The sequence below is a fragment of the Synechococcus sp. BIOS-E4-1 genome, assembly GCF_014279995.1.
Taxonomy (GTDB): Bacteria; Cyanobacteriota; Cyanobacteriia; order PCC-6307; family Cyanobiaceae; genus Synechococcus_C.
This window is the reverse complement of sequence record NZ_CP047935.1, coordinates 2062726-2083231: the sequence shown is the minus strand read 5'-3', so window position 1 is coordinate 2083231 and position 20506 is coordinate 2062726. Positions and strand designations below refer to the sequence as shown.

The 20506-nt window shown below is 57.5% G+C and carries 19 protein-coding genes; 10 read left to right on the top strand and 9 right to left on the bottom strand.

The window, feature by feature from the left end:
• Window positions 1-62 precede the first annotated feature (62 nt).
• Window positions 63-1673 carry an AarF/ABC1/UbiB kinase family protein gene (locus tag SynBIOSE41_RS11290; protein ID WP_186541122.1) on the bottom strand — a complete coding sequence of 537 codons (1611 nt, stop codon included), beginning with the start codon at window positions 1671-1673 and terminating at the stop codon, window positions 63-65.
• Between the two features lie 232 nt (window positions 1674-1905).
• On the opposite strand from SynBIOSE41_RS11290, the gene SynBIOSE41_RS11285 reads away from it, so the two are divergent.
• Both SynBIOSE41_RS11285 and SynBIOSE41_RS11280 read left to right on the top strand, forming a co-directional pair.
• The gene (locus tag SynBIOSE41_RS11285) at window positions 1906-3303 is read left to right on the top strand and encodes an aminotransferase class I/II-fold pyridoxal phosphate-dependent enzyme (RefSeq protein ID WP_186537976.1); all 1398 of its coding nucleotides are present in this window, start codon (window positions 1906-1908) and stop codon (window positions 3301-3303) included.
• Between the two features lie 20 nt (window positions 3304-3323).
• Window positions 3324-4241 carry a phosphatidate cytidylyltransferase gene (locus tag SynBIOSE41_RS11280; protein WP_255475730.1) on the top strand — a complete coding sequence of 306 codons (918 nt, stop codon included), beginning with the start codon at window positions 3324-3326 and terminating at the stop codon, window positions 4239-4241.
• 63 nt (window positions 4242-4304) lie between these two features.
• Here SynBIOSE41_RS11280 and SynBIOSE41_RS11275 read toward each other — a convergent pair whose 3' ends face one another.
• The 5 genes from SynBIOSE41_RS11275 to SynBIOSE41_RS11255 form a co-directional block, all read right to left on the bottom strand.
• Entirely contained in the window at window positions 4305-4934 is a 630-nt protein-coding gene (locus tag SynBIOSE41_RS11275; RefSeq protein WP_186537975.1) for a DUF2993 domain-containing protein, read from the bottom strand.
• A gap of 36 nt (window positions 4935-4970) precedes the next feature.
• Window positions 4971-5870, bottom strand: coding sequence for an alpha/beta fold hydrolase (locus SynBIOSE41_RS11270; RefSeq protein ID WP_186537974.1), 900 nt, complete (start codon window positions 5868-5870; stop codon window positions 4971-4973).
• Window positions 5867-6991: an iron-containing alcohol dehydrogenase family protein gene (locus SynBIOSE41_RS11265; RefSeq protein WP_186537973.1), complete on the bottom strand. Its 1125-nt coding sequence runs from the start codon at window positions 6989-6991 to the stop codon at window positions 5867-5869. Before SynBIOSE41_RS11265 ends, SynBIOSE41_RS11270 begins: the two co-directional genes overlap by 4 nt.
• Before the next feature lie 5 nt (window positions 6992-6996).
• Window positions 6997-9585: an ATP-dependent Clp protease ATP-binding subunit gene (locus tag SynBIOSE41_RS11260; RefSeq protein ID WP_186537972.1), complete on the bottom strand. Its 2589-nt coding sequence runs from the start codon at window positions 9583-9585 to the stop codon at window positions 6997-6999.
• 138 nt (window positions 9586-9723) lie between these two features.
• Window positions 9724-10200, bottom strand: a complete 477-nt coding sequence (locus SynBIOSE41_RS11255; protein ID WP_255475729.1) for a GNAT family N-acetyltransferase — start codon at window positions 10198-10200, stop codon at window positions 9724-9726.
• A gap of 72 nt (window positions 10201-10272) precedes the next feature.
• Between SynBIOSE41_RS11255 and lysA the strand changes: the two genes are divergently transcribed.
• From lysA to bioB, 4 genes are read left to right on the top strand one after another with little or no spacing between them, the layout of a single operon-like run.
• Window positions 10273-11634 (top strand): diaminopimelate decarboxylase, encoded by a 1362-nt coding sequence (gene lysA / locus SynBIOSE41_RS11250; protein ID WP_186537970.1) that lies wholly within the window; start codon window positions 10273-10275, stop codon window positions 11632-11634.
• Window positions 11635-11661: 27 nt separating this feature from the next.
• Window positions 11662-12495 carry a diadenylate cyclase CdaA gene (gene cdaA, locus SynBIOSE41_RS11245; RefSeq protein WP_170953500.1) on the top strand — a complete coding sequence of 278 codons (834 nt, stop codon included), beginning with the start codon at window positions 11662-11664 and terminating at the stop codon, window positions 12493-12495.
• Window positions 12492-13289, top strand: a complete 798-nt coding sequence (locus SynBIOSE41_RS11240; protein WP_186537969.1) for an isoprenyl transferase — start codon at window positions 12492-12494, stop codon at window positions 13287-13289. Before cdaA ends, SynBIOSE41_RS11240 begins: the two co-directional genes overlap by 4 nt.
• Before the next feature lie 26 nt (window positions 13290-13315).
• Window positions 13316-14323, top strand: coding sequence for a biotin synthase BioB (bioB, locus tag SynBIOSE41_RS11235; RefSeq protein WP_186537968.1), 1008 nt, complete (start codon window positions 13316-13318; stop codon window positions 14321-14323).
• A gap of 322 nt (window positions 14324-14645) precedes the next feature.
• Here the strand turns inward: bioB and SynBIOSE41_RS18405 are convergent, their stop codons facing one another.
• Entirely contained in the window at window positions 14646-14738 is a 93-nt protein-coding gene (locus SynBIOSE41_RS18405; RefSeq protein ID WP_186537967.1) for a DUF1651 domain-containing protein, read from the bottom strand.
• A 369-nt stretch (window positions 14739-15107) separates the two neighbouring features.
• Here SynBIOSE41_RS18405 and SynBIOSE41_RS11225 point away from each other — a divergent pair, with 369 nt between their 5' ends.
• Window positions 15108-16055 (top strand): DMT family transporter, encoded by a 948-nt coding sequence (locus SynBIOSE41_RS11225; protein WP_255475728.1) that lies wholly within the window; start codon window positions 15108-15110, stop codon window positions 16053-16055.
• 174 nt (window positions 16056-16229) lie between these two features.
• On the opposite strand, the gene SynBIOSE41_RS11220 is transcribed toward SynBIOSE41_RS11225, so the two are convergent.
• Window positions 16230-16544 (bottom strand): hypothetical protein, encoded by a 315-nt coding sequence (locus SynBIOSE41_RS11220; RefSeq protein WP_186537966.1) that lies wholly within the window; start codon window positions 16542-16544, stop codon window positions 16230-16232.
• 503 nt (window positions 16545-17047) lie between these two features.
• On the opposite strand from SynBIOSE41_RS11220, the gene SynBIOSE41_RS11215 reads away from it, so the two are divergent.
• Genes SynBIOSE41_RS11215 through SynBIOSE41_RS11205 form a run of 3 tightly spaced genes read left to right on the top strand, consistent with a single transcriptional unit; the run spans window position 17048 to window position 19511 of the window.
• Entirely contained in the window at window positions 17048-18019 is a 972-nt protein-coding gene (locus SynBIOSE41_RS11215) for a rhodanese-related sulfurtransferase (RefSeq protein ID WP_255475727.1), read from the top strand.
• Window positions 18016-19017, top strand: a complete 1002-nt coding sequence (locus tag SynBIOSE41_RS11210) for a DUF952 domain-containing protein (protein WP_186537964.1) — start codon at window positions 18016-18018, stop codon at window positions 19015-19017. Before SynBIOSE41_RS11215 ends, SynBIOSE41_RS11210 begins: the two co-directional genes overlap by 4 nt.
• Window positions 19017-19511 (top strand): hypothetical protein, encoded by a 495-nt coding sequence (locus SynBIOSE41_RS11205; protein WP_186537963.1) that lies wholly within the window; start codon window positions 19017-19019, stop codon window positions 19509-19511. Before SynBIOSE41_RS11210 ends, SynBIOSE41_RS11205 begins: the two co-directional genes overlap by 1 nt.
• On the opposite strand, the gene lipA is transcribed toward SynBIOSE41_RS11205, so the two are convergent.
• Complete coding sequence (gene lipA / locus SynBIOSE41_RS11200) at window positions 19496-20470, bottom strand: lipoyl synthase (protein ID WP_186537962.1); 975 nt, start codon at window positions 20468-20470, stop codon at window positions 19496-19498. The genes SynBIOSE41_RS11205 and lipA overlap by 16 nt on opposite strands.
• Window positions 20471-20506 lie beyond the last annotated feature (36 nt).

Here is a 20506-nt window from a genome sequence, read left to right as displayed (position 1 = left end):
GAGTCTTTGAATGGCCATTATCGCTGTGCCACTGCAGGGGTGATGGGCCCGTTCGGCCTGAATCAGGCCGCCAGTGGATTCAGGCGTTGCATCACACCCTCCGCAATCTGTCGAGGTCCAAAGGTCTTTCTCATCAATGCGGTGAGCTCTTTCAGATCTGAGATGTTCAGGCGGTCATCCTTGACCAGGGTCAGCAAGAGGCGCTGACGCAGGTTTCCCCCATCTCGACTCAGCAACAGGCGAAGGCCGGCCCCTGCCACCGGCAGCAGCTCCCCACTACTCTGACCACCCGAGTAGTTGCCAACGACGTCGAGAAGACCTTCAAGTCGCTCAACGCGCAGACTTCCCTGCTCATCAAAGATCACGTCCATCAGTTTCTCTCGCATTTCTCTGGTGTCGCCAGCGAGCAGTCGCTTGGCCACATAGGGGTAGGCCACCGCGATAATGCGGAAATCGGGGTCAAGTCTTAGAGCAAGGCCTTCCTGGCTAACCACTGCACGAATGATCAGGGCGAAGCGTGCAGGGACTCGGAAGGGGTAGTCGTACATCAATTCCGAGAATCGGTCGGTGATTGCCTTGAAGTTGAAGGAACCAACAGAATCGCCAAGACTGCCTCCCAGCGCATCTTCCAGGGCGGGAATGATCGGCGCCAGATCAGCATCGGGTGAAAGAAATCCGAGCTCCTGAAAATCCCTGGCAACCGCTTCGAAATCACGATTGATCAGGTGGACAACAGCTCCAGTGAGCGTCAGTCGATCCTGATCACTAATGGAATCCATCATGCCGAAATCCACGTAGGCCACGTGACCGAGATCGCCACTGCGTCCTGGAAGAGCGAAGAGGTTGCCGGGGTGGGGGTCGGCATGGAAATAACCGAATTCCAGAAGTTGCTGGAGACCGCTGATCACGCCTGTGCGGATCAGAGCCGCAGGATCAAGGCGCTGTGACTTGAGTTCCTGAGGATCGCGAAGCTTGGTGCCCTGGATCCAGCTGGTGGTGAGAACGCGACGGCTTGAAAGCTCTTCGTCAACGTCAGGAATGGTGACCGCGTCATTGTCAGCGAACAACCTTGAGAAGTGCCGGGCGTTGTCCGCTTCGCAGCAGTAATCGATTTCTTCAAACAGGCTTCGCCCGAACTCATCAATGATTTCTCCGAGTCCAAAGCCCAGATTCAGTGGCAGAAAAGGGGCAGCCAGAATTCCCAGACTGCGAATCAAAACCATGTCCCGCCGCAGGATGAAGGTCAGATTCGGTCTCTGAACTTTGACCGCGACCCATCGCTGTGAACCGACGCGGGCCTTGTAGACCTGTCCAAGACTTGCGGCCGCAGTCGGAGTATCCGGGAATTCATCAAAAAGCTGATCTGCCGGAGCACCCAGTTCCGTTTCGATCGTGTTCAGCGCGATTGCATGGTCGAAGGAAGGCAGATCGTCTTGAAGTCGTGTCAGTTCATCCAGCCAGTCACGACGGATCAGATCCGGCCGAGTCGAAAGGGCTTGCCCAACCTTGATGAAGCAGGGACCGAGGTTGGTCAGGGTGCGCAACAGTGTGCGAGCCAGATTGCGCTGAACACGTGGATCTTTGCTACTGCCCCTCAGCAGCAAGCTCAAGACCAGTCCAAGCAGAGCCCAGGAGATCTGGATCAAGCGCGGTATGCCGATCCATGGGCGCATCAAGAGCCATCGGACATCTCGGCCCGGGTTGTAGCGAAGCGAATCCACGCCCAGCAGCGCTAGGGATTTTTGATCTTAGAGAGTTCTCAAGGCTTCACGATGCCTCCGTGTTGCGGAGAGCTGACCGATCAGAACCGCCAGCAGCGGCAGGGATTGCCATGCTGGATCAGGGAAGTCCATCTGAAATGACAGGGCCGGTTATGCCGCTCTCTGTCGTCTGTTGCTTGCGCTCATGCCGTCGCTTCTAGAGCTTCTGCGACCTGATCGACGGCTGGCTTTGCATCTGCCGGTGCATGGACGTGGTGCAGCCCTGCCACCGCGTCTGCAGCGGTTGCTGCGTCAGTCACCGGGTAGCTGGGACCTGCCCGAGTTGCCGGAGATCGGTGGTCCGCTCGAAGCGCAGGGCGCTGTGGCGAGCAGTCAGGCGCGGCTGGCTGAAGTGATGGGTGTTGATCACTGCTGGTTTGGCGTGAACGGTGCCACGGGGCTGCTCCAGGCCGGCCTGCTGGCGATGGCGCAACCCGGAGAGGCTGTGCTGCTGCCTCGCAATGCCCATCGCTCTCTGATCGCTGCCTGTGAGCTGGGCGGCGTGATGCCGGTGTTTCTTCCAGTGCCGTTTTTCTCCGATCGCGGCCACGCCGGTGCAATGACCGTTGAAGGTCTGCGGCAGAGCCTGGACCCCTGGCCTGATCCAGGTCGTCGTATTTCCGGTGCTGTTCTTGTTCATCCCACCTATCACGGCTATTGCGCTGAGATCCGCGAGCTGATCGAGCTGCTCCATGCCAAGGGGTTGCCGGTGATGGTGGATGAAGCCCATGGCACGCATCTGGCTTTTGCCTCAGGTGAGGGTTGTTCTGTGTCCGCTCTTGCCGCAGGAGCCGATCTGGTTGTGCATTCCCTGCATAAATCAGCGCCTGGACTGGCACAGACAGCGGTGCTGTGGCACCGATCCGAACGGGTGGAGCACGAACGGCTGCAACGTTCTCTGACCAGACTGCAGACCACGAGCCCCAGTGCTCTGCTGCTGGCCTCATGTGAGACAACCCTTGATTGGTTGCAGTCCAGCAGTTGGACTTCGTGGTTTGAGGCTCGACGGGACGAAGCCATCAACCTGATCGATGGTCTTCGCGAGCGGGGAGTGATGCTCCACCCCGGTGATGACCCGCTGCGACTGATTCTTGCAACGGCAGAGATCGGTGTCAGCGGTCTGGATGCGGATGACTTTTGTATGCGTCGGGGTGTGATCGCTGAGTTGCCTGAGCCGCTTTGTCTCACCGTCTGTCTGGGCTTCGCCAAGCATCGGGGATTGGCGAAGCGCCTGGCGATGATCTGGCAGGCCTTAGCCCGTGAAGGTGATGGAATGCCGCTGCCTGTCATTCCGGAGCCGCCATTTCAAGGCCCCTCGATTCCCGAACTCACTCCTGATCAAGCACAACGTCATCCCCATTGCAGGCGTCGATTGGCTGAGTGTGCTGATCAGATTGCAGCTGAGTTGATCTGCCCTTATCCACCGGGTGTTCCTCTGCTCGTACCGGGAGAGAGAATCTCTGCAGATCGCTGCCATTGGCTCCAGTCTCAGCATCAGCGATGGCCCGATCAAGTGCCCGGTATGGTGAAGGTTCTGGCCTGAAGGGCCCTGGGATCTGACAGGTGATTTCAGACGCCACAACCGGGAAGGCCCAAAGCACGCGGCGAGCTGCCGATCACAAACGCCTGGTCAGCGGGTTGCTGGTGGGGCTGTTCGGGTTAGTGGTAGTGGGTCTGGGAGGTTGGTGGTTCACGATTGCCCTGGGTGTGATTGTGCATCTGGGTTTGCTGGAGTTCTTCCGCATGGCCCAGTTCAAAGGCATGCGTCCAGCCACCAAAACCACACTCGTGGCTTGCCAGCTCCTGCTGATCAGTACCCAGTGGTCTGTTCACGGAGGCATCGCCTCCTCTCTCGCCGATGCGGTTTTGCCTCTTTCCGGTGCTGCAATCTGCGGCTGGTTGCTGTTGCAGCCGATCACCGGTTCGATTGCGGACATTGCCGCCTCGATCTTCGGTCTCTTTTATCTGGGGTTTCTACCCAGTCATTGGCTGCGCCTTCGCAACCTCCAGGCTGTGGACATCGCGCCCCTGGTCGACCACATTCCATGGGACTGGGTCAGCTCCGGCCTGCTGATCACCCTGATGGCCTGCCTGTTGGTGGTGGCGAGTGACATCGGCTCTTACGTCATCGGTCGCCGCTTCGGTCGGCACCCTCTTTCTCCGATCTCCCCTGCCAAAACCATTGAAGGTGCTTACGGCGGACTGGCTTCGGCGCTGCTGCTTGGTGCACTTGGAGGTGCACTGCTGGAGTGGCCCTATGGACCTTTTACCGGTGGTTGTCTTGGTGCGCTTGTAGCTCTCTTCGCTCTGGTGGGTGATCTCACTGAATCGATGATGAAGCGAGATGCAGGCGTCAAGGATTCCGGTGATGCCCTGCCTGGCCATGGCGGAATCCTGGATCGGATCGACAGCTATCTGTTCACACCAGCCGTGGTCTTTTATGTCGTGACCCTGGTGATGCCAGTGATGGCTAGGGGTTGACCCTTGAGGGGTGCCCCTGCAGGGATGAACCGTTTGGTTATGAACCGTTCAGGGATTAACCGTTTAGGGATGAACCGTGGCATTGCCCTTGATCACCAGCTGGCCGCCCTGCAAACGGGCATCATCGATCGTGATGGACTCATCCATCGGCAGAAAAAATTGTCCTTCAGCATCGCAATGGTTGAGCCTGATGGTTCCCCGATCCGCACTGAGTGAAAAGCTGCGCTGCACAGGGTCTTTGCCGGTGATCACATCCGCTGTCAGCACCAGGCGATCGTTGTCGATCGCCAGCGACCTCAGTGGCGTAAGGCCCATCAGCTGTTCAGCCAGTAGATCCGCCAACCATCGCCAGCGATCGGTCGCCAGAGCCTTGTTCAGATCAGTGCCGCCCAGCACCACCTCTCCTTCGATGCTGAAGGGATCTTTGAGCTGCACCGGCTGGTTGGGTTGACCAGGACGAAAGACGGTCTTCAGTGCTCCGGATTGCAACTCGACGCGCATCAGCGGCAGCTGATCGAAACTCACCCTGCGAGCCTCGAGCGAGACACCTTTCAAACGTCCTCTCAGCAGCTCGATGGCGGACCCTTGAAGGGCCAGGTTCAACTCGTCAACCGAGTCGCACTGGCTGCGGATCCAGCGTTGAAGACCACTGGCCAGGATCTGCAGAACGGGGCCGGAGCTGGTCTGGGGCATGGAAGCTGAGCACCACGATGGCGGATCAGGGCCCCATCATCCGATGAGGTCTGATGGACGACTGTTGGAAAGGGTGGATTGGAACCAGTTGAGACAGCGTTCGGCAACCCGATCGGGCTGATCGATGTGGGGAAGATGTCCGCAATCCTCGAACTGTTCAATCCTGTCGTTGAGAATCAGAGCTGCTGCTTTTTTCTGTGGAGCTCTGAGGATCCTGTCATTGTCTCCCCAGATCACGTGCAGAGGCTGATTGGGAAGCGGTGTGCCGCAACCTGCAAAACCTCCACTACGGGCAAAAGCTGCGAGGGCTTCGGCCCATCCCGGGCACTGCAGATGCAGTGAGGCAATCTGCTCTTCCGCGGCACCGACGTTGGCGTCGGGATCGGCAAAGGCCTGTCGACAAAGGCCTCGACGCACTCCCGGGCGACTGAGGAACCAGGCGCCAAAGCGATCCAACACAGGGGGGACAGGCATCGGTCTCCCAGTGAGTCCTGCCGGAGCGAGCAGCATCAATGCCTCGATCCGATGGGGCTGACGTCGTGCCATTTCGACGGCTACGGACCCTCCCATGGACGCTCCGATCAAGCCGCACTGGGATCCTTTCGGGAGGTGTTCAAGCACCGCATCCAGATGACTCAGTACCTTTTCGGGCCCATAGATCGCATCAACGGGTCTCGGTGAGAAGCCAAAGCCGAACAGATCGGGAATAAACAGTTGGAAGTGTTGGCTCAACAACGGGGCCAGACGGCGATATTCCAGGAAACTGCTGTCGAAGCCATGAAGCAGCAAAAGAGGAGGCCCTTGCCCGACAACAGCAACAGGAAACGAGGCGTCAATGCTGAGTTCGGGCAGATCCCACCACTCGAGATGCTCAGCCAGAGTGCGGGCTTTTGGATCCAGCAGTTCGCCTTTGATGGAATTCAACAGTGCTTTCAAGGCACCACTGGGCTCGTTTCAGCAGCTCCCACAAGAGCTTCCATCAAGGCAACTGGAGTGACTTCGAAGGGGAGATGATGCAGATCAGATCCCTCTCTGCAGGCGAACTGGCAGACCTGCTGCAGTTGATTGAGGCTGGCATGACCTAGCCCCAGGTCATCCAGGCAGACCGGCAGACCCAGTTCGCGTAAGAGATGCAACAGCTGGACATGGGCCTGCGCAGCCAAACGGTTGCCGCCGAGGCGCTCTTCCAGTCGCAGCTGCACAAGGATGCCAAACCCCACTTTCTCGCCATGCAGAACGGAATGACACGCTTCCAGTTGAGTCAGGCCGTTATGAACTGCGTGAGCGGCGACCGTTCGACAGCGAGCTCCACCGAGACCACCAATAACTCCCGCAGTGAGTCCACAGGCGTCGACAACCCGCCTCCAGGCTTCCCCTCCAGGTTCCTGGAGGGCCTCGATGCTGTCGATCAGCAGCTGGTCTCGCAGCACTCTGGCCATTTGCACGGCCTGCTGAATGACCCCGTCATGGCTGGACCCGCTACTGACGGAGGCTTCGTACCACTTGGCAAGCGCGTCGGCGATCCCGCTGGCCAGGGTGCGTGAAGGCGCCTTCAGCAGTAAGTCATGATCAAAAACCAACAGATCTGGGCAGCGCTTGAGGCCTTGATCACATTCAAAGGCACCATCAGGGCTGTACAGATTCGAGAGGGCGGTCCAGCCGGCGCAGGTTGCGGCACTCAGTGGAACCGTGACACAGGGGACATCAAGCCTGTCCGCCAGAAGCTTGCCACTGTCGAGGACCTTGCCGCCCCCTGCCGCAATCACTCCATCGCAGGACTGCCTGATGAAATCGTTTTGAATCCGCTGAAGATCCAGCTCACAGCAATCATGTTCGAGATTCTGCTGAAATACCCGTAGACCGCTTTGGTTGAGTTCACGACAGAGACGGGATCGAATCGACTGCGTGGACTCACTTCTGCCGAGCAGCAGAGGGTTGCTGAAGAGCTTTGAAATTGGCTTCTGAGCCTCATCCCAGGCTCCAGACCCACGTATGACCTGGGCAGGAGCGATGGAATGAACTGAGATTGGGGTTTTGCTGGAGGCTGATTGGATCATCCAGGTCAGAGACCGGCACCAGCGAGAGCAGGTGTTTCGCTGGGTACAGCGGTGAGATGCTTCACCACCACCTTGCCATCTTCCACGTCCACTTCAGCGGAATCACCATCTTTGATGCGACCGGAAAGGACTTCTTCAGCAAGGCTGTCTTCAAGCAGACGCATCACCGCTCGACGCAAGGGACGGGCTCCGTAGGCGGGGTTGTATCCCTCCTCGACAAGACGTTCCTTGAAAGCATCGGAAACAGACAGAGTGATTCCTTTTTCACCGATGCGATTGAAGACCTCGCGCAACATGATTTCTGCGATCTCCTTGACTTCCTCGCGATTCAGTTGCCTGAACACAATGATTTCATCAAGACGATTGAGGAATTCAGGACGGAAGTACTGTTTGAGCTCTTCATTGACGAGCGATTTGATGCGGTTGTACTGATTCTCCTCGGCGTTTTCATCACCAGAGAATTCGAAACCAAGTCCACCACCACCTTTCTCAATCACTTTCGAACCAATGTTCGAAGTCATGATGATCAGAGTGTTTTTGAAATCAACAGTGCGACCTTTGGAATCGGTGAGACGTCCGTCTTCAAGTAGTTGCAGGAGGAGATTGAACACATCGGGATGCGCTTTTTCAATCTCGTCGAATAGAACAACGGTGTAAGGGCGTCTTCGTACAGCCTCAGTAAGCTGGCCACCCTCATTGAAGCCCACATAACCAGGAGGTGAACCGATCAGTTTACTGACCGTATGTCTCTCCATGAATTCCGACATGTCTAGACGGATCATGGCGTCTTCACTTCCGAAGAAGTACGCAGCCAGGGCTTTTGTCAGTTCTGTTTTGCCTACACCTGTTGGTCCGGAGAAGATGAAGCTGGCAATCGGACGATTCGGATTCTTGAGACCAACGCGTGCTCGGCGAATCGCTTTGGAAACTGCTTTCACAGCTTCGTCCTGTCCGATCAGACGCTTGTGAAGCGTCTCTTCCATATTCAGCAACTTGACGGACTCACTTTCGGTGAGCTTCTGCACGGGAACACCGGTCCAGGACGCCACGATCTGGGCAATGTCCTCTTCGCTGACCACCGGGGTGGTTGATTCGGCAACAGCACCCTGGAAGGACGTCTGATCGGAGCCAAACGCTGATGACTCAGCCGAGGATTCGGAGGTTTCGCTGGATTCGGCAGATTCGCTGGACGTATCCTGGCGGCTGTTCTGAAGCAGTGTGCGAATTTTTTCACGCAGTTCTACTTCCTTGTCTCGCAGTTCACCGGCACGGGCAAAGTCCTGCTCCCGGACGGCATCTTCTTTCTCTTTCTGAACTGTGCGCAGCTCTTTGTCGACTTCCTTGGCTTCAGGGGGGAGCTTTGAATTCAGCAGCCGCACGCGGCTGCCGGCCTCATCGATCAGATCGATTGCCTTGTCAGGCAGAAAGCGATCGGAGATGTAGCGATCGCCGAGGGTGGCCGCGGCTTCCAGGGCTTCATCGGTGATGCGCAGGCGGTGATGCTGTTCGTAGCGCTCACGCAGTCCACGCAGAATTTCGATGGTGTCCTCGATGGAAGGTTCACCGACGTTGACCGGCTGGAAGCGTCGTTCCAGAGCCGCATCTCTCTCAATGTGCTTCCGGTACTCATCCAGTGTGGTGGCGCCGATGCATTGCAGCTCGCCTCTGGCAAGGGCTGGTTTGAGGATATTGGCAGCATCAATGGCACCCTCTGCGGCACCCGCGCCAATCAATGTGTGCACCTCGTCGATCACAAGAATCACATTGCCGGCGCCCTTGATTTCCTCCATAATTTTTTTGAGGCGCTCCTCGAATTCACCTCGGTATTTGGTCCCGGCAACCAGAAGACCGATATCGAGAGTGAGAACACGCTTGTCTTCGAGGATGTCGGGAATATCACCCTGTTGGATGCGCTGAGCCAGACCTTCAGCAATGGCCGTTTTGCCAACACCCGGCTCACCGATCAGCACAGGATTGTTCTTGGTGCGGCGGCCAAGGATCTGAATGACACGATCAATTTCGTTGTGACGTCCCACCACCGGATCAAGCTTGGCCTCACTGGCCAACTGTGTGAGATTGCTGCCGAATTCATCGAGCGTGGGTGTTTTGGTGGATCCTTTGGAACCAGAGCCACCACCGCCTCCAGCTCCAACTTCAGCGGTTTCGCCGAGCATCCGGATCACCTGAGTGCGGACCTTGGCCAGATCCACCCCGAGATTTTCAAGAACGCGCGCTGCAACACCCTCTCCTTCACGGATCAGGCCAAGAAGCAAATGCTCCGTGCCGATGTAGTTGTGACCCAGTTGACGGGCCTCCTCAAGAGAAAGCTCGAGAACACGCTTGGCACGCGGTGTGAATGGAATTTCTACGGCGACGAAACCAGATCCGCGGCCAATGATTTTTTCAACCTCAACGCGGGCATCCTTGAGGTTCACACCCATGGACTTCAGCACTTTTGCTGCAACACCAGTTCCTTCACCGATCAGCCCGAGCAGGATTTGCTCAGTTCCCACGAAATTGTGACCGAGTCGTCTTGCCTCTTCTTGGGCAAGCATGATCACCTTGATGGCCTTCTCGGTAAACCTCTCGAACATTGTTCAGGCCGACAGCTGTTCGACCCAACCTATCAGGGCTGAACGGGTGGTTGTGGATCAATGATCCAAAGGCACATCCCAGTGTTGTTGCGGGTTGGATGCCTCAGATAGTATTAATCAATGCCGAAATGTGTTCCTTTATTCAGTTTGATCAGTGCGGAAATCCCTACCACTTCCGATTGATCTCGACTGAAGCAGGGCATCGTCGCCGTTTGCGTAGTAACCGGTTCTGCGACCTGTGATGCAGAAACCGCTGTGGGCGTAGAAGGCCCGGCCCGCGGCATTCGTTGCTGCCACTTCAAGGGTGGCTGACACTGCTCCTAGAGATGAAGCCCGATCGATGATCGACTGCAGCACCCTCGCTCCGAAACCGCGGCGTTGATGCATCGGATCCACCGCCACAGCCATGATCTGAAGTTCATCAAGAACCAGCCATCCAGAGGCCAGGGCGATCAGGCTTCGATCCTCGGTGTCGATGCCCATCACCAGCCGGTTGTTCTCTGAAAGCTCGCTCTCCCACTGCTGTTTCGTCCAGAGCCCCTTCAAGGCAAGGCGATCAAGCCGCAGGCAGGCACTGAGGTCGTCGGGACCCAGTCGTCGTGCGTTGACGGCCACTTCACCAACCAAAACCGCACTGCCTGGGCGACGCGCCTCCTTACATTGCCTGTCCGACCGACCCGACGCTCCATGCCACAGCCCTACGAATCAGGGTGTGACCTGAACAGTCCGAATCGCAATCTTGCGCCGATCACAGCAGAACTTGACGATCAGGGCCGTCTCGCGGTCGGGGGCTGTGCTTTGAGCGAGCTGGCCAAGCGCTATGGCACGCCTCTTTATGTTCTGGACGAAGCCAGCATTCGTCAGGCCTGCCAGGCTTACCGCAACGCACTGAAGCGTCACTACCCAGGGCCATCACTGGCGATCTATGCCTCGAAGGCCAACAGCTCATTAGCTCTGACGGCCCTGGTGGCGTCGGAGGGTTTGGGGCTTGATGCCGTCTCGGCGGGTGAATTAATGACCGCCCTGGATGGCGGCATGCCTGCCGAGAGGGTGGTGCTTCACGGCAATAACAAATCGGTCGAAGAGCTGGCGTTGGCTTACGGCCATGACGTGATGGTGGTGGCGGACAACCAGCACGACCTGGATTGTCTTGAAAAGATTGTTCCTGAAGGCGGGCAGCCTGTACGGCTGATGCTTCGCTTCACGCCCGGTATTGAGTGTCATACCCACGAGTACATCCGCACGGGGCATCTCGACAGCAAGTTTGGCTTTGACCCTGATCAGCTCGAGCCTGTGCTCCGCAGGCTCCAGGGCTGTTCCTGGGCGAGGGTTGAAGGCCTTCATGCCCATATCGGCTCACAGATTTTTGAGCTTGAGCCCCATCGCGACCTGGCCGCTGTCATGGCCGATGCGCTGGGTCTGGCCCTTGAACTCGGCCATCCCGTCCGGGATCTGAATGTTGGAGGAGGACTGGGAATCCGCTACGTGGAAAGCGACGATCCACCGACAATCGATGCCTGGGTGAAAGTCGTGGCTGAAGCCGTCGTGGCGGCCTGCAGAGAGCGAGGTCTTGAGTTGCCGCGTTTGCTCTGCGAGCCAGGCCGGTCGCTGGTGGCGCCCTCAGGTGTGACGGTCTATACCGTCGGTTCCCGCAAGGTGGTGCCGGGGATCCGAACCTATCTGTCTGTTGATGGAGGCATGAGTGACAACCCCAGGCCGATCACGTATCAATCTCTCTACACCACATGTTTGGCGGACCGTCCACTGGCAGGTGCTGAAGAAACAGTGACTCTGGCGGGTAAGCACTGTGAGTCGGGAGATGTGCTGCTCAAGGATCTTGCTTTCCCTGCCTGCAGCAGTGGCGAGATTCTGGCGGTCTTCGCCACCGGTGCTTACAACGCTTCGATGAGTTCCAATTACAACCGCATTCCAAGACCAGCCGCTGTACTTGTGCATGCAGGAGATGCTGAGCTGGTTCAGCGTCGAGAGCAGCCTGAAGATCTGCTGCGTTACGACCTGATGCCTGAGCGGTTGCGCTCTGTAAACTAGGGACACCAAAGGGCGAAGGCGAAGGTGTTGGAGGTGTTGCAACTGCGCCTTCTTCTAGATGTCCTCTGCGCTTCTCTCCTCGGCTTTTTGCTCTTCACCAGAGTCAATGAGCAAAGAACGCTTTGGCTGTTGCGGGGCTACCTCTTCCTCGTCGCGCTGGCCTGGTTCGTCAAGCGCTTTTTCAATCTGCCGCTGACCTCAACGCTCATTGATGCGTTGGTCCTTGCCTGCTCGTTGTCGCTGGCCATTCTCTGGCAGGGAGAGTTGCGTCGGTTGATGGAACTTCTCGGCACGGGCCGTCTTGCTGTGTTGCTGGGAAATCCCCAGAGCAAAATGAGGGCGACTGCCAGCACCGTTGCCCAGCTCACCGACGCGGCGGGTCGCCTGTCTAAGAGTCGTCGTGGGGCCTTGATTGTTGTCGATCTCGGCAGTGATCTGAGACCGGAGGATTTTCTCAATCCTGGCGTCACCATTGATGCCCAGCTCAGCAGTGAACTGCTGCTGAATCTGTTCGCTTCCGATACGCCTCTTCACGACGGTGCCGTTGTGATCAAGGGCAGCCGCATCATCTCTGCGGGGGTGATCCTGCCGTTGTCACGGCAGGGCATCAGTCGCTACGGCACGCGGCATCTGGCGGCTCTGGGTATCACTGAGCGGTTTGACCGCTGCATCTGCGTGGTGATTTCCGAAGAGACCGGTACCTTGTCTCTGGCAAACCAGGGACGTCTGGAACGCCCGATCACGAGCTCACGCTTGCAGGATTTGCTCACCGAGTTGATTGCTGCGTCTGTGTCGACCGCGCCGGTGAAATCACCATCTCCGCGTAGCGTGAGTTCAGGCACACAGGATTCACTGCCTTGAGCCAAAGACTGGCTGTCAGTACTGATCAAGCGGCACCCCGGTGCTGTCCTGAGGGACTGGATCCACGCAGGATGCCTGGTCATATCGCGGTGATCATGGACGGCAACGGGCGCTGGGCAAAAGCTCGAGGTCTGCCACGGGTCATGGGACACAGGGCCGGTGTTGAAGCGCTCAAATCCACCCTCAGGTCATGTAGCGACTGGGGTGTTGAAGCACTCACCGCCTATGCCTTCTCCACCGAGAACTGGTCCCGGCCAGGTGACGAGGTGAATTTTCTGATGACTCTGTTTGAAAGCGTTCTACAGCGGGAGCTGCAAGCGCTTGAGCAGGAACAGGTGCGGATCCGCTTCCTCGGAGATTTGGACGCACTGCCGGCCAAGCTGCAGTCACTGATCGCTGAAGCCACGCATCGGACCTCTGGAAACAGCGGCATTCACTTCAATGTCTGCACGAATTACGGCGGTCGTCGTGAGTTGGTGCGTGCCAGCCAGCGGCTGGCGGAACGCGTGGCTCGTGGAGAGTTGCAGCCATCGCAGATCGATGAAGATGCACTGGCAGCTGAATTGTTCACGGCAGGGGAGCGTGATCCGGATCTGTTGATCAGGACCAGCGGCGAGCGGCGGATCAGTAATTTCCTGCTCTGGCAGCTGGCTTACGCCGAGATCCATGTCACCGATCTTTTCTGGCCGGATTTCGACGCTGAGGCTCTCGAGCTCGCTCTGCAGGATTACCAGGGCCGTCAGAGACGTTTTGGTGGACTTCAGTCCATCGAGCCCCACGCTCTGGGATCCTGAGAGCAGCGGCAATGGTGGCTGGTTCAATGACGGACACGGTGGACCTACGCCACGACTGGAGTCTTGAGGAGATCCAAGACCTTCTTGACCTTCCGCTGATGGATCTGCTCTGGCGCGCCCAAAGCGTGCATCGGGCTGCCAATCCTGGTTACCGGGTTCAGCTGGCGTCCTTGCTCAGCGTCAAGACCGGTGGCTGCGAGGAGGACTGCGCCTACTGCTCTCAGTCGATGTACCACAGCAGTGATGTCGCTGGTCAGGCTGATTTAGAGGTGAAGGCTGTCCTGGAGCGGGCTCGTGCGGCTGCGGATGCTGGTGCGGATCGCTTCTGCATGGGCTGGGCCTGGAGAGAAATCCGTGAAGGACCGGCCTTTGAGTCGATGCTGAGGATGGTTCGAGGCGTTCGTGAGCTGGGCCTTGAAGCCTGCGTGACTGCAGGAATGCTGACGGACACGCAGGCGGAGCGTCTGGCCGAAGCCGGACTCACGGCGTACAACCACAACCTCGACACCAGTCCGGAGCACTACGACCGGATCATCACCACCCGAACCTATGAGGAGAGGCTGGAGACACTGCAGCGCGTGCGTCGTGCCGGAGTCACGCTCTGTTGCGGTGGAATCATCGGCATGGGTGAAACGCTTCGGGACCGTGCCTCGATGCTGCGGGTCCTCGCCTGCATCGACCCGCACCCTGAGAGCGTCCCGATCAATGGTCTGGTGGCTGTTGAGGGAACACCGCTCGAGGGTCTGCCCACCGTTGATCCGCTTGAGCTGGTGCGGATGGTGGCCGTCGCCAGAATTCTGATGCCGTTTAGCCGCGTGCGTCTGAGCGCCGGCCGGGAAGAACTCAATCGGGAAGCTCAGATCCTCTGCCTTCAGGCCGGTGCCGATTCAATTTTTTACGGCGATACCTTGCTCACAACCGGTAACCCAGCTGTGGATGCCGACCGGGCCCTGCTTGAAGCTGCAGGTGTTCAGGCCAGCTGGCATGAACAGTCACTCGAGAAGCAGCCTGAGCAGGAGATAGCAGCGGCATGACGGCTGCGCAAGCCGAAATACCATCGTTTCTTGTGGCCGCGTGGAACGCTCCAGTCAGCCTCCGAGCCAAGCGCTAGTCGCTGCAATTCAGCAGCTAGCCGCTGCGATCAACGGCCGAAATGTATGGGCCCTCTGTCATGAAGAAGGGGGGCTCTCTGTCCCCCCTGAAGGCCGCTGAGACCTATTCCCGGTGGTCTCTGACCTTGGATTATTTCTAACCACGCTGTAGCCATATAGACATCCGCTGAAGTACCTGTCTTTGGCAGCAAGGATGTGGCAACCAAGGCTCTACGTCAGCTCCCCAAGCGGGTTCGGCCGCAACCTATCCACTGCGTTGAAGCTCTTTCCAGAGAGCAACGGCGTCCGCGTATCGCATCTCCCAGCGTTTCTTGAGCAAAGCCGGACCATCTGGCATTGGCAACCTTGGTCAATGAGCAACATTCGTTTTTGCCTCGGTTTTTTTGCTGGACCCCTGTGAAACGGTGCAAGCCAATAACCCCTCGGTTCCGAGAGCCAACCATCCATGTCCATCCTTGATGGTAAAAGTCGATGACATGCCATTAAGAAAATTCTGTAACTTTGTTGGTTGTGTCTTGCGCACTTCTGGATAGAAACTTGTGCCTCTAGTTTGTGATGAATTTCCTTGTAGGTCGACTATTTTTATTTGTAAGAACATGCCTTAGGTCGCTTTGGCCCGCATGTCGCTTTGAGTTTGATTAAGTTGAATGTGACCTCTTTGAGTTTTTAAGCAGTTTTCTGTTGGCGCCTATATTGAGGCGAATGAGTGGTAGCGGCATTGCATAACGAAAAAAAACAGGGATTGGCCTATCGCTATGCCCTTCTCTTTCTGATCGCCTTGATCTGGGGGTCGCAATTTCTTTTTAACCACTTTGCCTTGCAGGTCTTTACGGCTGAATCTGTGGCATGGCTGAGGGCGGCAATTGGATTTCTAACGCTCAGTTTTTTCATGGCTTTAGCACCAGGATCACGAGATTCAAAGACCAATGGATTCTCTGGTTCACGCTATTGGCTGCAGATCATTCTTGTTGGTTTTTTTGAGGCGACATTGCCTTTCTTTTTAGTTGCATGGGGACAGCAGCATGTTAATAGTGCTGTCGCTGCAATCCTGATGTCACTTGTGGCAATATTCACGCTTGTATTGGTTGTAATGTTTGTGAGAGATGAGTCTGTTACCAAAGGCAAATTCATTGGAATCATGCTCGGCTTCATTGGCGTCGTTGTTCTTCTCTGGCCGCAGTTCAGCCAATCCACTGGTACAGGAAGCGCACTTGGGAGCCTGGCCATCCTTGCTGCTGCTATGAGCTTTGCCGTTAGCCTTGTGCTGATTCGTCGATTGCCTCAGGCCGGCTCTCCTGTTCTTACCGCTAGAAATATCCTTTTCTGTGGAACTGTTGAGTTGGGCGCAGTTTTATTGCTAATGAGGCAGCCTTTAGTGCATCACCCCTTACAGACCAGTGCAGTGATTGCTTTATTGGCTCAAGGAGTTCTAGCTGGTGGTGTCGTCTACGTTTTGTACGTACGTCTTGTTAACGTGGCAGGTGCTACTTTTGCTGGGTTTGCTAACTATCTCGTCCCTGTTGTGGGTGTTTTCTTGGGAGTCTTTTTCTTGAAAGACCATTTGCCGCTCAGTGCCTATTTTTCAATTCTGATTATTGCTTTAGCCATATTTGCAGCCGAATGGAGGCCAGTTCGTCTTGATTCTGTTGATTAAATGCAGGGTTAAGACGAATCCCCTACTTTTTATGATCAGGTGAAATAGCTTGGGAAAGCAGATCTGAGTATCAGAATGTCTTGTTATGGCTAAGGCTTTTGTCGATTAAATCGACATTGTTTCCAGTTGGTGCGCTCGTTGGTTCGTGATCGGATTCTCAGCCGAAGATACGCGTCACATTTTCGGCAGCCCTAAAGCGGTGATGCCGTAACTGCCTGAAATCCAATGGCTGGCGGTCCTCTGCTGACAGCAGTGCGCTGGCTTTGTTGGATATGTAGACCATCCGTTTTTCGCAGGCCAGTTGCTCTTTCTGCGTTGGTGCTTGTCGAATGGTTTCCGGGCCTCGTTCAACATCTCGGCAGGGTTGTCGGTAAAGCTCTTTGGCATTGCCAGCAGTCGATCCTTCCAGGACGGGCAGAGGTTGGCTTCACAGCTGCTTCCTTTCTTGTCATCCGCGCAGCGGATATCGGTTCCGATCTCGACCGGCACCCGGTTCCACAGCCCTTGTCGAGATGCCGGCTGCGTTGAGCTGTGACCTTGACCGAAAGCTTGAGGCTTCGATCTCCTGCAGTGCTTGGCATTTGTCTGTAGCGAGCGGCCCACTTGCTACAGGCAGATCCGAGCCTTCCTGGGCTTCTTTGAATTGATCGATTGCCCTCTTGGTGGCCGAAGGGAATTGAGGTCAGAAGCGTCAGCCCCCGCGTCAATCCTGATCCAAGGCTTTTTGCGAGGTTGGTATTTGCCGTCGTGCTCGATGGTTAGCCAAAGGGTGTCCCCGCGAAGCCTGAGACTGGGCCTATGAACCGTCAGCTCTGGCAGCTTCCGAAACTGACCGCCAAGGGTCCTCACTCGCCGTGGACTTGCCCGCAAGCTACGCCTGCACTGCACAGACTTGTTGCGCTGTTAGGGCCATCTGAACAATTTCGAGACTCATTTCGTTTGTCATGACCAGTACGCCTCCCCGTCAAAAAACGGTTTCTGAGGATTCGGTCGTGTCACGTGTCTCAGGGGATTACCTTGTCGCCGCCTTTTACGCCTTCACCTCGCTTGCGCCTGATGAACTGGGGTCCTTGCTGACAGATCTGCCTCAACTGGCGTTGCGCGAACAGGTTGTGGGTTCTGTGTTGCTGGCACCGGAAGGAGTGAATGGCACGATCAGCGGCCCCGACCGGGGAGTGACCATGATCCTGGAGTACCTGCGCAGCAAGATCACACTTGGGGATGCCCATTTCGAGCGCCTTCAGGTGAAGCGGAGCCGCTGTAGCCGCCAGGTGTTCCGTCGTTTCAAGGCCCGTCGCAAGCGCGAGATCGTCAGTCTGGGGCAGCCTTGTGCAGATCCCCGGCGCAATGTGGGCACCTACGTCGACCCGCATCACTGGAACGAGCTTGTGGATGACCCCGACACGCTGGTCATCGACACCCGTAATCGCTACGAGGTGGCTGTTGGCAGCTTCGTCGGTTCCCTGGACCCGGAAACGGAGACGTTCCGGGATTTCCCTGACTGGGTGGAACAGCATCTCCGCCCGCTGGTTGAGCGTATGTCACCGGCTCGCATCGCCATGTTCTGTACCGGTGGAATCCGTTGTGAGAAGGCCAGCAGCTTTCTGCAACAGCGTGGATTCCCCGAGGTTCATCATCTCAAGGGCGGCATTCTCAACTATCTGGATCAGGTGCCTGAAGAGCAAAGCCGCTGGGAGGGTGAGTGTTTCGTTTTCGATCAACGCGTGGCCCTCAACCATCAGCTCGAGCCTGGCGAGCACAGCCTGTGTCATGCCTGTGGTCTGCCGCTGACGCCGAAGCAGCGGCAATTGGAGAGTTACATCCCCGGAGTGCAGTGTCTGCAATGCAGGGACCGTTTCACCGATGGCGACCGGGCACGCTTCGCGATGCGGCAGAGCCAGCTCAAGCATGGCCACCTCAACCAATCATCCGGCTGGCCATCCAGCCCTGATAAGCACGGATGAGCGAAAGACCTGTTCTTTACAGCTTCCGTCGCTGTCCATATGCGATGCGCGCCCGTTGGGCCCTGCTGCAAGCAGGCCAGATCGTGCATTGGAGGGAAATTGCACTCAAGGACAAACCGGCGCCGATGCTCGAGGCTTCTCCGAAAGGAACGGTGCCGGTTCTGGTTCTCGCTGACGGCACGGTGATCGATGAAAGTCTTGCCGTGATGTCCTGGGCGCTCAACCAGGCGGACCCGAGCGATCTCTGCCGGCAGGGCTCAAGCAAGGCGCAGGACTGCATCCGGCAGCTGATTGAGGTCAACGACACAACCTTCAAGCACCATCTCGATCGCTTCAAATACAGCGATCGCTATCCGGGGCAGTCCAGACAGGAGCATCAGCAGCGGGGGTTGGGCGTGTTGCGGAGTTGGTCTGAGCGGATTGGTGACTGTGGTGGCTGGCTTGTGGATGGCCGCTGTTCGCTTGCTGACGGTGCGCTCTGGCCGTTTGTGCGTCAGTGGCGTATCGCTGATCCTGAAGGATTTGATGCTGATGAAGCTTTGGAGCCGCTGCGCCGATGGTTGATGCGCTTTCTGCAGCATCCGGATTTTGAGCGCCTGATGCAGAGGGCTGATCCCTGGCACCCCGGAGGGCTTCAGCCCCTGTTCCCCGCAGATGCCGTTGACGTTCCAGCTGACCAGCCCTTGTTCCATCTGGCGCTGGCTGAAGACTGGAATGCTGCAAGCCGCTCAGGCCAGTACGGCATCTCAACCCGTGGTCTGCATCTCGATCAGGTGGGATTTATTCATCTGTCCTGGCGAGAACAGGTGGCGGGCACCTATGAGCGCTTCTATGCGGATGCGGACTCTGTGCTCCTGCTCACCATTGATGCGGCACAGCTGACCTCTCCTCTGCGCGCCGATGCAATTCCAAGCGGGGAGTTGTTCCCGCACCTCTATGGACCCTTGCCGATCAAAGCTGTGATTGATGCCAGTCCCTTGACAGGTGCGGAGAGCTGATGCTGGATCAACTGGAGAGGGAAGCCCGTCAGCGAGATCTGCTGCTGAGGCTTCAGGTCGGCCGCCCACTGGGCCTATGGAGTCTGCGGCTTGTGGTGGCCCGTTCGCAGTCGGAACGACTGCAGCTTCTCGGTGAGATGAAGGCCTGGGCCTACAGCGGGCCCCATGGATTGCAGCTCGACACCATGCGCGTGCTGCCGGCTGCCCCTGCGGGATGCGGTGATCTCATCTGGGCGGCAACGATGGCCTGGGCGATGGAGGTCACTCCTTGCCGGAAGGCCAGGCTGCTGGCCATTCGTGATGACGACAAACAGCATCAATGCCTTGTGCGGTACTTCAGGTGTCGAGGGTTTGAACCCGTGCGCGAGGTGCAGGCAGCACTCTGGGATCTTCCCTTGCGGATGGTCTGGGGCGGCGCTGGTGCACTGATGCTTGGAGACTGCGCGCAGGTTCGCGATCGGGCCGTGGAGCGGTGGCGTCAGTCCGCGGCGTGATAGCTGCTGCGCACCAGAGGGCCACTTCTCACCACTGAGAACCCAAGGTCGCGGGCCACCGATCCCAGCTCTTCGAATTCATCAGGATGCCAGTAGCGGGCGACCGGAATGTGGGCCAGTGACGGGCGTAGGTACTGCCCGATGGTGAGCCGCTGGCAGTCAACGGCTCGCAGGTCGCGCATCGTTTCGATTACTTCATCCCGACTTTCTCCAAGGCCCAGCATCAGGCCGCTTTTGGTGGGAATCTCCGGTGCCAGTGTCCGCGCTGCGGCGAGCAGTCCGAGGGATCGCTCGTAGGTGGCTCCCCTGCGAACCTCGCGTTGTAGGCGTTGCACGGTTTCGAGGTTGTGGTTGAAGCACACCGGCGCTGCATTCAGCACCGTCGCCAGCCGATCACGTTGAGCACTGATGGCTTTCCTGGGGTTGGAGTGCCCTCCCCAGAAATCCGAGGTCAACACTTCGATGGCGATCAGTGGATTCCTTGCCCTGATCGCGTCCATTGCAGAGGTGAATAAGCAGGCCCCATGGTCATCGAGGTCATCGCGCGCCACGGCTGTGAGCACGACGTATCGCAGCCCCATGGCTTCAACGGCATCGGCAACCCTCTCGGCTTCGAGCGGGTTGACGGCCTGCGCGCGACCTTTCTCCACCTGGCAGAACGCGCAGCTGCGCGTGCAGATCGATCCCCCAAGCAGGAACGTGGCGGTGCCGGCGGCATAACACTCACCCCTGTTGGGGCAGCGCCCTTCCTCGCAGATGGTGTGAAGGGCGTTGGACTTCACCAGCCCCTGCACTCTTTCGATGGCAGAGGCCTCTCCCAGGGGGCGACGCAGCCACTCGGGCAACCGCTCCTGCGGCTGGATGGCTGAAAAGCGGCTGGTCTTGCGCACGCCTTTAAACGTGTCTGCTTTCAGAGTGGCTCCATTTCCACGAAGAGAGAACCTGATTGCCGATTCCATACCGGTGATCGATCGCCTCGCTGCAGTCAGCAGTGC